The sequence below is a fragment of the Lacrimispora sp. genome (genome assembly GCF_031982545.1).
Taxonomy (GTDB): domain Bacteria; phylum Bacillota; class Clostridia; order Lachnospirales; family Lachnospiraceae; genus Lacrimispora.
Window position 1 is genome coordinate 110,361 of record NZ_DALYXB010000008.1, and the last position, 12,579, is coordinate 122,939.

The following is a 12,579-nucleotide window of genomic DNA, read 5'->3' on the forward strand; positions in this document are numbered from 1 at the left end:
AAATTCTGCCAGGAACGATTTGATCTGCTTCCTGGCGGAATTTTTTTAATTGAAATACAAACTTCTGGGCATAATGAAACAGAAAAGTTTTATGAAACAAACAGGAGGAGCGATTATGAAGAAACCACTGGCTTTCCTATTTATTACTGCAATGATCCTTTGTCTGAACGGTTGTGGTTCCGGTATCGCTGTAAAAGAAAGCAGCAAAGCCTCCGCAGAAACAAAGGCGGAAGAAGCAGAGGCAGCGCAGGCCACAGCAAAGGCAGCCACTACTACATCCACTGCAGCCACAAAGGCAGTGAGGGCAACTCCGTCAGTTCCGGAGCTGATCTTAAAGTATGGAGAAGTAAACCCTGAGGGGAATGTTGATACCAAAGTTGCAGAAAAGTTTGCAGAATACGTATATGAATTGTCTGATGGAAGAATTAAAGTTGATATATTTCCAGGGGCTGTTCTGGGAGATGAGAAAACGTCTCTTAATTCATTAAAGACAGGGAATGGATTGCTTGATTTGTACCGTGTTAATACCAACGTACTCACTGGGTATGGGTTTAAAAAGCTGAATCTGTTTGGTCTTCCCTACATTTTTAAAAGCAGGGAAGGGATGTGGAAGGTTTTAGACAATAAGGATCTTGGCAGAGCATTTTTAAATGAAGGACAGGAAATTGGTGCCAATATGGTAGGTCTTTTCTATACAGATGAGGGTGCCAGAAATATTTTTACAACAGAGCCGATTAAAGGCCTTGCTGATTTGAAAGGGAAAAGGATCAGAGTTCCGGAATCGGTTCTTATGATGGATACCATATCTGCGCTGGGAGCACAGCCCATTCCCATGCGTTATGAGGATTTATATAATGCATTGGCAAACGGTGATTTGGAAGGGGCTGAAAATCCCATTCCGGCGTATCTTTCCAACCGATTTTATGAGGTTGCCCCTTATTATCTTTTAAGTGAACACGTTTTCAGCCCTGGAATCATCATGATGTCAGAACGAAAATGGAACATATTAAGCAAAGAAGACCAGAATCTTTTAAGGCAGGCGGGTAAAATGGCTTCGGAATGGAACAAGAAAGAAATAGTATCTGTAGAAGAGAAACTGAAAAAAGAGATGGCAGATAAGGGCGTAACAGTAATTCCTCTGACTCATGAAGAAGAAGAGGAAGCCAGAAAAGATGAAGAAATTGTTCGGGTCAGCTTTACACCGGGACTTGAAAGATGGTTATATAAAATCATTGATATTCAAAAATAAGAATAACAGGTGAAAAAAATTCACCTGTTATTCTTTTACATACCGATAAATAATCGATGGCCGCCCACCAGTGGTATAATCAATGTCACTGACAATTTGCTTTTTGTCCAATAGATAATTCATATATCTGCGTACAGTTACCCTTGATAAATGAACCTCCTCTGCAACGGTTTCGCTGGTAAGTGAATCTGCAGGGTGTTCTTTCATATAGGATAAAATGGTATCCAGAGTTTTTTCCTGAAGCCCCTTTCGAAGAACCTCCTGCTGGGAAGCAGTGCCTGCAGAAACCTCAAACAGGGAATCCAGCTGCTCCTGGGAGAATGTCTCCTGCTTAAGCAGTTCCTGATGTTCCATAAACCGTGCCAATGCGTGATTAAAACGAATATATTCAAAAGGCTTCACCAGATAATCAATGACTCCAAGGCCCAGCAACTTTTTTACATGAGTAGCATCAGTTGCGGCAGTAACCATGATGACATCGATGTGCTTATGCAGCTTTCGTATCTCAGTAAGAAGTTCTACTCCTCCCATTACCGGCATGTAGACATCCATAATTGCCAGATCTGCGGTATGGTCCTTTAAATAATTAAGAGCATCTTTCCCATTGGAAAACTGGCCGGTTACCTTTAGATATTTGTTTAATTCCACATATTGTCTGTTAATAGAAGCTACCATGGGGTCATCCTCTATAATTATTACCTGATACATGATGCTCCTCCTCTGTAAAGGTGATTGTAAATGAAGTACCTGTATTTTCTTCCGATTCCATCTCAATGATACCGTGATGCTGGTCCACCAGTTCCTTAATCAGGAACATACCGGACCCTCGTCCGTCTCCTTTGGTGGAAATTCCTTTTTCAAATATATGATTCTGAAGATCTGCAGGGATTCCCCTTCCTGTGTCATCAACAGAAAGTATGGTTCCCGATTGCCATATATTAATCCCCACTTCAATTTCTTTAATATCACAGTTTAGGTCATTTAACTCTTCAATTGCATTTTCAATCAGATTACCCAGAATGGTAATGTATAAATCCACTGGCAGGTGAAGCTCCGATTCCACACAGGAACTGTCAGGCTTGATGGTAAGACGAATCCCAAGTTCCCCTGCACGGATAATCTTACCGATTAAAAGTGCTGCAATGCTGGAAACCTGGATCTGCTTTGTTACCTCACTGACTGCAAGAGTAGATGCCATGCTTGTATTGATAATAAAATCAGTCACTTTTTTTGGCTGCCCCATCTCAATAAAACCCAGGATGATATGAAGCTTATTTTTAAATTCATGGTTTAAGGCGCGGAGTGTTTCCACCATATAGCGGGCGCCGGTCAGTTCTTCTGCCAGACGGGTGTATTCCGTCTTATTGCGAAAGATGGATACGGCTCCGGCAGTTTTTCCATTTTCCATAATGGGAATCCGGTTTGACATGATGTGTTTGCCATTTATCATAAGGCTGATATTATATTCTGGCAAACCTGTCTGCAGAACATGAGGGAGTTTCGTTTCCGGATATAGCTCCGTCAGCTTTGTTCCGTACTCCGGCATTGTGTCCAGATCAAGTATTTTCTTTGCAGATTCATTAATAAGGATCAGTTCGCCTTCGGTATTGATGGCAAAGATTCCTTCTTCCAGGGCATCCAGTACTTCCTTCCTTTCAATATGAATTTTACGGAATTCTTCCGGTTTATAACCCAACAGTATTTTTTTCAGACGGCTATACAGCAACTCGGAAACAATAAAGCCAATGGAAAGCAGCATCAGGGCCAGAAGCAGAAAAACAAGCAGGATATTTCTGGTCAGCTGGGAAATACTGGCAGTCAGTACAGAAACCATTACAAAACCAATGATTTCACCCTGTTCATTTTTGATGGAAAAAAAAGCACGGCGCTGGTTTCCTAAAGTACCTTTTCCGTTTGTGATGTATGGGGCAGCACCGTTTAAAATGGCAGCCTCGTCATCTCCTACAAAGGTTTTTCCGATCAGTGCCTTGTTATTATGATAAAAGCGGATGCTGTCTTTATTACAGATGGTAACGACATCAATATAGTCCAGTTCTTTAACCAGCAGATCCATGCGTTTATTAAAGGCCGCGGAGGGCAGCCCCTTTTTTAATATATCAGCGACTTCAGGCATATCGGATATAAAAATACCAGCATTTTTTATGTTCATATCCAGAGAATTTCTTTTTGTGACCAGATTATAATGCAATGACACGCCCAAAGTCAGTAAAATAGCAAGAGTTATGCTGAAAATCTGAGAGACATAGATCTGGTGTTCCAATGGTTTTTCTTTCATGTAGTACTTCCTCCAATGAATCTATTGTATTAGAAACAGGCTGGAAAATCAACGGTTATCGGGATTATGAAATCGGTTTTCTTTACTTACATAAGGTTTTAATAACGTTCACAAGATTTTAAAAGATCAGTATCGGTGATAACATACGGTTATAATATAAAGTCAACGAAAGGGAAGGGTGAAAAGTTATGGATTATAACAAACTTGCACTGGAGCTTCACGAAAAAAACAGAGGAAAAATCGAAGTAATATCAAAGGTATCAGTAAAATGCAGAGAAGATTTAAGCACTGCTTATACACCGGGTGTGGCAGAGCCATGCAGAAAAATAAGTGATGATAAATCTGAAGTATACCGCTATACAGCAAAAGGAAATCTGGTTGCCGTGGTTACCGACGGAACGGCTGTACTGGGACTTGGAGATATTGGACCTGAAGCAGCACTGCCTGTAATGGAAGGCAAATCTATTCTTTTTAAAGAATTTGGTGGAGTGGATGCATTCCCTATCTGCCTGGATACAAAAGATACAGAGGAAATTATCAAAACAGTCCGCTATCTTGCGCCGGGTTTTGGAGGCATCAATTTAGAAGATATTTCCGCACCCAGATGTTTTGAAATAGAACGCCGCTTAAAAGAGGAACTGGATATTCCGGTATTCCATGACGATCAGCATGGAACAGCCATTGTGGTATCTGCGGGCATCATCAATGCATTGAAGGTTGTTGGAAAGAAAATCGATGAGGTAAAAGCAGTGATCAACGGAGCAGGATCTGCCGGTATTTCAATCTGCAAGCTCTTATTATCCATTGGAATGAAAGATGTGATTCTGGTCGATAAAAAGGGTGCTTTGGCAGAAGGCGAAGAGTGGATGAATGACGCTCAGAAGATGATGGCTCAGATTACCAATCCGGAAAACAAACATGGTGAATTAAAAGATATTATGGAAGGAAGAGATATCTTTATCGGTGTTTCCGCTCCAGGAATCGTAACGACACAAATGGTGGCTTCTATGGCAAAGGACTCAATTGTATTTGCAATGGCTAATCCAACACCAGAGATCATGCCCGATGAAGCAAAGGAAGGCGGAGCAAGAATTATTGCAACAGGACGTTCCGATTTCCCAAATCAGATCAACAATGTACTGGTATTTCCGGGAATATTCCGTGGCGCCCTTGACGCAAAAGCAACGGATATCACGGAAGAGATGAAGATAGCGGCTGCTTATGCAATTGCAGGTATTATAAAGGAAGAAGAACTGACAGAGGAATACATCATACCAGGAGCATTTGATGAACGTGTTGCCAAAGCAGTTGCTGAAGCGGTGAAGCAAAAAGCGGTGGAGCAGGGGGTTGTAAAATAAAATGGATAAAGTAAAAAGCATTAAAATATCCGGCATACCGCTGCCCATTTATCTGGGATTTACCGTAATCACCGCAGTTTCAATTGCCATGAAGTGGCTTCCCTCCGGCATGATCGGCGCCTTACTGGTTATGATGGTTTTTGGCGGATTGTTTAATATTATTGGTAATAACCTTCCAATCGTAAAAACCTTCCTGGGCGGCGGTGCAATTGTGTGCATCTTTGCTTCTGCTGCTTTGGTGTATGCGGGTCTGATTCCAAAGGATGTAGTGGAGAATGTAGATCAGTTTATGAATAAGACTGGATTTTTGAATTTCTACATAGCAGCCTTAATTACCGGAAGTATTCTTGGTATGGACCGTACTCTTTTATTAAAAGCGGCTGTACGTTTTCTCCCGGTTGCACTTTGCGCCATGACTGTGGCAATCTTAAGTGTTGGCGCAGTAGGAGCTTTGGTTGGATATGGTTTTGTAGATGCCATCATGTATGTGGCAATTCCCATGATGGGAGGCGGAATGGGTGCCGGAGTAGTTCCTTTATCCGGTATGTATGCAGAAGCACTGCAGACAGATAAAGCCGCTATCATATCAAGAATGATACCAGCCTCCACGCTTGGTAATGTCATGGCAATTGTAGGTGCTGGTCTTCTGGCAAAGCTTGGGGAAGTAAAACCTGCTCTGACTGGTAATGGACGTCTTATGAGAAACCACAATTCTGACATGAATGAAAAAAACAACTCATCTGTCACTTTGGAAGAATTGGGAATCGGTATGATTACCGCTATGTTATTCTTCTTAATGGGTGTTATTATTAGTAAATTTGTTCCTGCAGTTCATTCATATGCATGGATGATTATTCTTGTGGCTGTCAGTAAGGCATGCGGTATTATACCGGTAAAATTTGAAGATTCCGCCCGCCAGTGGTCCCAGTTTGTTATGAAAAACTGGACCAGCGCACTTTTAGTCGGAATTGGAATATCAATGATCGATTTAGGTGCAGTTGCCCAGGCAGTTAGCCCTATGTATCTGCTTCTTGTATTTGTAGTAGTTGGAAGTGTATCACTAGGTGCCGGAATCGGTGGCCATCTGGTTGGCTTTTACCCGGTGGAGTCTGCAATTACGGCTGGACTTTGCACAACCAACATGGGCGGAACAGGAGATATTGCAGTTCTTTCAGCAGCAAAGAGAATGGAACTTCTGCCATTTGCGCAGATTGCCACCAGAATCTGCGGTGCACTTATCCTGATAGTCGCAAGTTTACTGATACAGATATTATTTTAAATAGAATGATAGAGAAATAAGATAAGCCTCCGACGAAGATAAACGACAATCTTCATTGGAGGCTTTTTTTATAAATTAAAATCAGAAAGTAGTGCATAAATATAAATATTTGCGCAGTATATCTCATACTGCGGTTGCAAAATTATATATATTTCGACATTTCTCATTATAAAGTAATTACTTTTCTTTGTCAAACAACAGTTTATACAGTGAAATAAACGATAATTGCAAGAAAATGTTAGAAATTTAATTTAAATATTACATAATATTTTTTTATTAATAGCAGAACGCCGTCACAGACCCCGTCATACTTTATCACATGATAGTTCAATATCGCTTTAGGGATGATTTCTCCTCCTTTTCTATTCCCCATATCAGTTAAATAGTCATAGACTCCATACGCCGTCTTTAAAACCGTCAGTATCACGGGAAACAGCCATTAATCTTATGTTTCACAGACTGAGACACAGTATGAGATATACTGCGAAGATTGTTTCCAAGTTTGTAAAGGCTTAAAAAGACAGAGAAAACGGAGGTGTTCTATGATATTTAACTAACTGCAGGCGAATACAAAAGAGGAGACCGGATCCAGTCATCCGGAATAAATGAAAGAGGGAATGTTAAAGTGAAAAAGTGGTTTGAGGATTTAAAAGTTGCAAAGAAACTGTTAGTCAGCTATCTGCTAATTGTAGCATTTACAATGATTACAGCAGGTGCAGGCATTTTTACAGTGCTGCATTTTACCAGGAATGTGGCAGTTATAATAATTGTAATTGCATTAATTTCTATTGTTTCTGTGATTCTTTCCTTATATCTTTCCAGTTATATGTCAGATATTATTGCCTATCCCCTTTATATATTTGAGACATTTGCCAGTATGGTGGCTGTGGGAGATTTTGGAGTTGAAAAAATCGCAGGTGAAAAAGAAAGAGGCTGGGCTTCCAGGAAAGATGAAGTTGGTGGCCTCGCCAGTGCCTTTGACAAGATGATTATTAACAATATTGAACTGGCCAGGACGACAAGGGCAATTGCAGACGGCGATTTAACAACTGTTGTGGCCATTCGCTCTGAAGAGGATATTCTTGGAAAAGCACTTGCGGAATTGGTTGAAAAATTTCACAATCTGGCTTCTTCCATTACTACCATAGCAGAACAGGTTAATTCCGGATCAGGGCAGGTTTCTGACGGTGCCCAGGCTCTGTCCAGCGGAACAACAGAACAGGCAGCAACTCTGGAAGAATTAAATGCTTCCATTGGAAATGTTGCTGATCAGGCAACAAAAAATGCCAGAAGTGTTGAGAAAGCAGCTGATTATGTAAATCAGGCAGGTCAGGGTGTTATGGAAAGCAACGAATATATGCAGGAGTTAAATACTGCCATGAAAGAGATTGGGGAATCTTCCCAGGAAATATCAAAGATTACCAAGCTTGTGGAGGATATCGCATTTCAGACCAACATTCTTGCCCTTAATGCTGCTGTAGAAGCTGCCCGTGCCGGTGATGCAGGAAAAGGTTTTGCAGTAGTTGCTGATGAAGTCCGTAATTTAGCAGCGAAATCGGCGGATGCTGCAAAGCAGACAGCTGATCTGATTCAAAAATCGGTAACAATGGTATCTCATGGGGAGCGTCTGGCTGATGATACACTAAAGCTGTTATTTACGGTAAAAGATAAGGCTCAGATGGTGGAACAGGCAATTAATGAAATTGAATCAGCGTCTACCGAACAGGCGGGAGCAATTGAACAGATCAATCAGGGTCTGTCCCAGGTGTCTGCAGTTGTTCAGACCAATGCCGCTACTGCGGAAGAAAGCTCTGCAGCCAGTGAGGAGCTTGCTGCGCAGGCTGAAATACTACAGCAGGAAGTAAGAAAATTCAAGCTGCATGAGGATTATACCAGTCATGGCAGGACAGAGTCAGGAAGGAAATTTGACGATACCAGGCATGTATCAGCAGGTTCCTGTGTAAAGTATTGATGTTTCAGAAATAAGGGGGAAATGAAGGTTGAAAAGGCAGGAATTGCGGATTCACCAGCAGGCAAATCCGGATACCTTAAAAGACAGATACCTGACATTTTGGGCAGATAACCGGTTGCTCGGTCTTTCCATTACCTGTGTTGTGCAGATTGTTGGATTACAAAGGATTACACATTTTCCGGACTCTCCAGCTTATGTAAAAGGCGTGGTCAGTTTGAGAGGCGATACCTTTCCAGTTGTGGATTTACGGCAGAAACTTGGAGGAGACGCAAAAGAGTATAATGACAGGAACTGTATCATTATTACAAAGATCTCTAACAGTTTATATGGATTTATTGTTGATGGAGTTGAAGCGGTATGCCAGGTGCTGCAGGAAGAAATTTTACCGGTTCCCTATTTTACCAATGAATCTTTAAGCAGCTGTCTGTCTGGAGCAACTAAAATACTAACGGGAAGTAATAAGGAAAAAAATCTTCTGCTCATAAATCTCCAAAAACTTTTAAGTAAAGAAGAATTGGAAAAACTGGCTTTGGCAGAAAGATAAGATGAAAAAGTATTCAGGGGTGAAGAAGTTCAGGTAAACTACTTCAACCCCTGATTTTGTGATTTAATAGCCGTAGGCCAGTGCACCACCATCTAATGCATAGTCCTGGCCGGTCATATAACTTCCGTTAGGCCCAATTAAAAGTAAAGCCAAAGCTCCTAAATCCTCTGTATTACCGAGTTCATGGAAAGGCATACGACCTAGAATCTTTGCCCCCCTCTCATCATCCATGATGTCATCAAGCATTTTGCTGTGAAACCAGCCGGGAGCAATGCTGTTAACACAGATTCCATCCTGTGCCCATTCCACAGCCAGGCCTCTGGTCATTCCGCAGACTGCCGCTTTGCTGATGCAATATGGAACCACCTGGGAAAAGCCCAGGTGAGCGCTCATGCTGGAAATGTTTACAATTCTTCCTTTAAAGCTGCTTTTTTTTAAATAAGGGTAGCAGAGCTGGCTCATACGGAAAACAGAGGAAACATTAACTTCCATAATCCGGTTAAATTCTTCTTCAGGAAAAGTTTCAGCAGGGCATTTATAGGTGGCTCCTGCATTGTTAACCAGAAAATCCAGCCGTCCGCCATGACGGGATGCCAGATCTGCGCATATCTTTTCCATACTCTCTGAATTTGTAATATCCCCTTTTATGTGAACCGTACCCGAAAGACTCTCCGGGTATCCTTCTTTTGTTTTTCCAGACCGGCTGATAATATAAACGATTGCACCTGCACTGGCCAGGGTATTGGCTATTGCAAGACCGATTCCGCTGCTTCCGCCAGTTACAATTCCTGCAAGTCCTACTAATTCTTTCATTGGAGTCTCCTTTATTCAAGTTCCATCTTTTGATAGCTTCTGCATGATTTTTCGATTAATTCCCAATCAAGGTCTGCGCCTACTCCGGGGAGATCAGGTACTGTTATGATCCCGTTTTCTATGGGCAGTTTTCCCTTCATTGGAAGCTGGTAATTTTCTTCCGGAACAAAATATTCAAAATATTCACAATTCCTGATTGCGCAGCTGACATGAAGATTGACCAGATCCATATAGTTCATGGTTGTTGTATGTATTTCGCAGTTTATGCCAAAAGCTTCCGCCAGGTGAGCAATTTTTAAAGTTCCCGTAACACCGTCTTTCCAGCTTACATCGGCTCTTACAATATCGGCGGAGCGCTGGGCAATTGCCTGGGCGACGCCCCAGTGAGCACCTCTTGTAGTTTCTGTGGCAGCTACGGGGATATCCAGGGTACGGCACAACTCCGTATATTTGTAGAGTTCAAAATCCCTGAATGGTTCTTCCAGCCATTTATATCCTAACTGTTCCAGCTGCCTGCCTACAGTAACCGCATCGCCCATGGTATACTCGGCCACTGGATCACTCATGAGAACATAGGAAGGTCCAACTGCTTCCCGCAGGGCTTTATGGACTTCCATATCAAAGGCAGCAGGACCTGCGGGATGAGCCTTGTAGCCAGGAATTCCAAGGGCTTTATAATGGAGTGCTTCTTCAACATATTCTTCTACGGCAGCATGAAAATTTCCGCTGGCATAAACCGGCAGTTTTTTGCGGTACGCACCAATGTATTGATAGAGAGGAAGCCCGGCTTCCTTTGCGCAAAGATCCCATAGCGCAACATCGACAGGACCTGGAAGATAAACCGGAAAAAATGTCAGATGACGGTCAATATTCCAAAGCTCATGCCAGATGGCTTCCCGGTCGTGTGGATCCCTTCCCATTATGACGGGTGCTATGTTGTCGTAGAGATAAGCTTCGCTGACGGCACCGCTTCTGGCTGCCAGACACGTTGCAATTCCCTGGTGCCCGGTATCTGTACTAATCCGTATGGCCAGGACATCCCAGTTCATACTTGCACCTCCCTGGCGCTTTTTGTCAAACAGGCATTTGTCCCTGCTGATCCACCATGTTTCAAAAGTTGTAATTTTCATAAAACATTTCTCCATTTCTTTATACATTGTTTGGGCATATGGATACTTAGAAGCTCCCAAAGTTCTTCTTTCGTCCCTTTGATAATGCAGCAGTCAGGAAGGATCAATGCTCGCTTTGGTGTGTAATAAAGATAGGTACAGTCTCCGAATTTGTAAGCGGCTCTGATATCCTGCCAGAAATAAAAAACCTGTTCTTTCCGGTTGTCTGCCATAACTCCATCTGTCCCCAGCTGAATGGTATAAGCATCATAAGATAATTGGTTGAGGCGGAGTCTGTTGATTTCTCTGATAACACTGTGTTTGTATTGAATTAAATAAATGGCTGGGACGAGAAAACCTGTTGCGGTAAAGAGAAGAAAGTAAACTGTGCTTCCGGTAATCAGATGAAACAAGCCAAAAAGGGTTAAAAGTCCGGTAAAGGCAATTAAACCAAGATAGCGTTTGTGAACCCAGAGAGCCTGGAAGTTGGAAAAACGGCTGAAATGCTCTTTGTTAATTAAAACATGCACAATAATATCTGGATTTGATGTGAATTTCATGTGGCATATCTCCTTTCCGTCCGTGCCTTATGCAAAAATATAGTATCATATGGGATTTTAAATGTAAATACTAAAACGTTTTTTGAGTAAAAATAAACAAAAAACCTAATAATATAGATTTTAGAGCTGATAATATAATAATTAGAAAAGATCAAAAGAGAGTGTGATGTGAAAATGCACAAAATAATGATTGATATAAAATTAATATTGACAAAAATGTGAATATATAATAATCTTTTTACATGGGGCTCATAAAACGTTTTAGTAAACGGCGGGTCTTGGCAAACACTATATTATTCAGGAGGGAATTTACATGAAAAAATTACTGGCTATAACACTGGTATCTGCCCTGGCAGTGAGTCTGGCAGGCTGTTCAGGCAAATCAGACTCAGCTGCTGAGACAGCTGCAGCTACTAAGGCAGAGACAAAAGCTGCCCAGACAACCGCAGCGAAAGCTGATTCTGTCACACCGGAACTGGTTTTTAAGTATGCAGAATTAAACAGTGATGACAACATTAATACAAAAGTGGGGTACAAATTTGCTGCTTATGTAGATGAGATGTCAAAGGGGCGCATCAAGATCGAAGTGTATTCGGCATCAACATTGGGAGATGAGAAGACCTGTTTAAATGCACTTCAGATGGGAGGAGGTACCGTTGATATGTATCGTGGAAATACCAATTCTTTATCTGATTATGGATTTAAAAAACTGAATATGTTCGGACTCCCATTTGTTTTTACAAGCAGGGAATCCATGTGGAAAGTTCTGGAAGACAAGGATCTGGGACAGGCATTCTTAACGGAAGGAAGTGAAGTGGGAGCTGGAATGGTAGGATTATTCTATACAGACGAAGGGGCCCGCAATCTTTTTACTTCCAAAGAAATCAAAGGACTTGATGATATAAAAAACAAAAAGATCCGTGTGCCGGAGACTGCACTTATGATGGATACCATGGCGGCACTGGGAGCACAGCCTACCCCTATATCCTACAGCGAATTATACAGTTCTCTTCAGACTGGTGTGGTTGATGGCGCTGAAAATGGAATGCCGGGCTTCTCTTCTAATAAATTTTATGAAGTTGCTCCTTACTATCTGATGAGCGGTCATACCTTCAGCCCTGGAATCATTATGATGGCAGAGGCAAAATGGAATGCCCTAAGCAGCGAGGATAAGGAAATCCTGCTGGCAGCAGGACAGAAAGCTTCCGACTGGAATAAAGAAGAGATTGCTGCAGAAGAAACGGCACTTAAAAAGGAACTGGAAAACAAAGGAGTTACTATTGTAGAGATGACAGCTGAGGATAAGGCGAAAGCTCAGGCTGCTTGTGAAAGTGTCTGGGCAACTTACACAGCCGGAATGGAAGATCTGCTGAAGAAGATGATTGAAGTTCAGAAATAA

Annotated in this window: 11 protein-coding genes; 6 read left to right on the forward strand and 5 right to left on the reverse strand. The window is 41.9% G+C overall.

Annotated elements, in window-relative coordinates:
- Nucleotides 1-115: 115 nt before the first annotated feature.
- A complete protein-coding gene (locus ABS301_RS14625) occupies nt 116-1,249 on the forward strand; it encodes a TRAP transporter substrate-binding protein (RefSeq protein WP_349672920.1) in 1,134 nt (377 codons plus the stop codon).
- Between the two features lie 27 nt (nt 1,250-1,276).
- Here ABS301_RS14625 and ABS301_RS14630 read toward each other — a convergent pair whose 3' ends face one another.
- Both ABS301_RS14630 and ABS301_RS14635 read right to left on the reverse strand, forming a co-directional pair.
- The gene (locus tag ABS301_RS14630; protein ID WP_349672921.1) at nt 1,277-1,957 is read right to left on the reverse strand and encodes a response regulator; all 681 of its coding nucleotides are present in this window, start codon (nt 1,955-1,957) and stop codon (nt 1,277-1,279) included.
- Nucleotides 1,929-3,545 (reverse strand): ATP-binding protein, encoded by a 1,617-nt coding sequence (locus ABS301_RS14635; protein WP_349672922.1) that lies wholly within the window; start codon nt 3,543-3,545, stop codon nt 1,929-1,931. The genes ABS301_RS14630 and ABS301_RS14635 overlap by 29 nt, the downstream gene beginning before the upstream one ends.
- Before the next feature lie 188 nt (nt 3,546-3,733).
- On the opposite strand from ABS301_RS14635, the gene ABS301_RS14640 reads away from it, so the two are divergent.
- The 4 genes from ABS301_RS14640 to ABS301_RS14655 all read left to right on the forward strand — a co-directional run bounded on the left by ABS301_RS14640 (nt 3,734) and on the right by ABS301_RS14655 (nt 8,698).
- On the forward strand, nt 3,734-4,903 hold the full coding sequence (locus ABS301_RS14640) for an NAD(P)-dependent malic enzyme (protein ID WP_349672923.1): 1,170 nt from the start codon (nt 3,734-3,736) through the stop codon (nt 4,901-4,903).
- Nucleotide 4,904: 1 nt separating this feature from the next.
- Nucleotides 4,905-6,182 carry a 2-hydroxycarboxylate transporter family protein gene (locus ABS301_RS14645; protein WP_349672924.1) on the forward strand — a complete coding sequence of 426 codons (1,278 nt, stop codon included), beginning with the start codon at nt 4,905-4,907 and terminating at the stop codon, nt 6,180-6,182.
- 625 nt (nt 6,183-6,807) lie between these two features.
- Nucleotides 6,808-8,154, forward strand: coding sequence for a methyl-accepting chemotaxis protein (locus ABS301_RS14650; protein ID WP_349672925.1), 1,347 nt, complete (start codon nt 6,808-6,810; stop codon nt 8,152-8,154).
- Between the two features lie 28 nt (nt 8,155-8,182).
- Complete coding sequence (locus ABS301_RS14655; RefSeq protein ID WP_349672926.1) at nt 8,183-8,698, forward strand: chemotaxis protein CheW; 516 nt, start codon at nt 8,183-8,185, stop codon at nt 8,696-8,698.
- 63 nt (nt 8,699-8,761) lie between these two features.
- Here the strand turns inward: ABS301_RS14655 and ABS301_RS14660 are convergent, their stop codons facing one another.
- Genes ABS301_RS14660 through ABS301_RS14670 form a run of 3 tightly spaced genes read right to left on the reverse strand, consistent with a single transcriptional unit; the run spans nt 8,762 to nt 11,180 of the window.
- The gene (locus ABS301_RS14660; protein ID WP_349672927.1) at nt 8,762-9,511 is read right to left on the reverse strand and encodes an SDR family NAD(P)-dependent oxidoreductase; all 750 of its coding nucleotides are present in this window, start codon (nt 9,509-9,511) and stop codon (nt 8,762-8,764) included.
- Nucleotides 9,512-9,522: 11 nt separating this feature from the next.
- On the reverse strand, nt 9,523-10,641 hold the full coding sequence (locus ABS301_RS14665; protein WP_349672928.1) for an enolase C-terminal domain-like protein: 1,119 nt from the start codon (nt 10,639-10,641) through the stop codon (nt 9,523-9,525).
- Complete coding sequence (locus ABS301_RS14670; protein WP_349672929.1) at nt 10,638-11,180, reverse strand: YcxB family protein; 543 nt, start codon at nt 11,178-11,180, stop codon at nt 10,638-10,640. The genes ABS301_RS14665 and ABS301_RS14670 overlap by 4 nt, the downstream gene beginning before the upstream one ends.
- Before the next feature lie 313 nt (nt 11,181-11,493).
- Between ABS301_RS14670 and ABS301_RS14675 the strand changes: the two genes are divergently transcribed.
- The gene (locus ABS301_RS14675; RefSeq protein ID WP_349672930.1) at nt 11,494-12,579 is read left to right on the forward strand and encodes a TRAP transporter substrate-binding protein; all 1,086 of its coding nucleotides are present in this window, start codon (nt 11,494-11,496) and stop codon (nt 12,577-12,579) included.

What these genes read in the sequence shown, in the direction of transcription:
- ABS301_RS14635 (WP_349672922.1), bottom strand. Translation starts at nt 3,545, where the DNA reads ATGAAAGAAAAACCATTGGAACACCAGATCTATGTCTCTCAGATTTTC.
- ABS301_RS14640 (WP_349672923.1), top strand. Translation starts at nt 3,734, where the DNA reads ATGGATTATAACAAACTTGCACTGGAGCTTCACGAAAAAAACAGAGGA.
- ABS301_RS14645 (WP_349672924.1), top strand. Translation starts at nt 4,905, where the DNA reads ATGGATAAAGTAAAAAGCATTAAAATATCCGGCATACCGCTGCCCATT.
- ABS301_RS14625 (WP_349672920.1), top strand. Translation starts at nt 116, where the DNA reads ATGAAGAAACCACTGGCTTTCCTATTTATTACTGCAATGATCCTTTGT.
- ABS301_RS14670 (WP_349672929.1), bottom strand. Translation starts at nt 11,180, where the DNA reads ATGAAATTCACATCAAATCCAGATATTATTGTGCATGTTTTAATTAAC.
- ABS301_RS14630 (WP_349672921.1), bottom strand. Translation starts at nt 1,957, where the DNA reads ATGTATCAGGTAATAATTATAGAGGATGACCCCATGGTAGCTTCTATT.
- ABS301_RS14675 (WP_349672930.1), top strand. Translation starts at nt 11,494, where the DNA reads ATGAAAAAATTACTGGCTATAACACTGGTATCTGCCCTGGCAGTGAGT.
- ABS301_RS14665 (WP_349672928.1), bottom strand. Translation starts at nt 10,641, where the DNA reads ATGAAAATTACAACTTTTGAAACATGGTGGATCAGCAGGGACAAATGC.
- ABS301_RS14660 (WP_349672927.1), bottom strand. Translation starts at nt 9,511, where the DNA reads ATGAAAGAATTAGTAGGACTTGCAGGAATTGTAACTGGCGGAAGCAGC.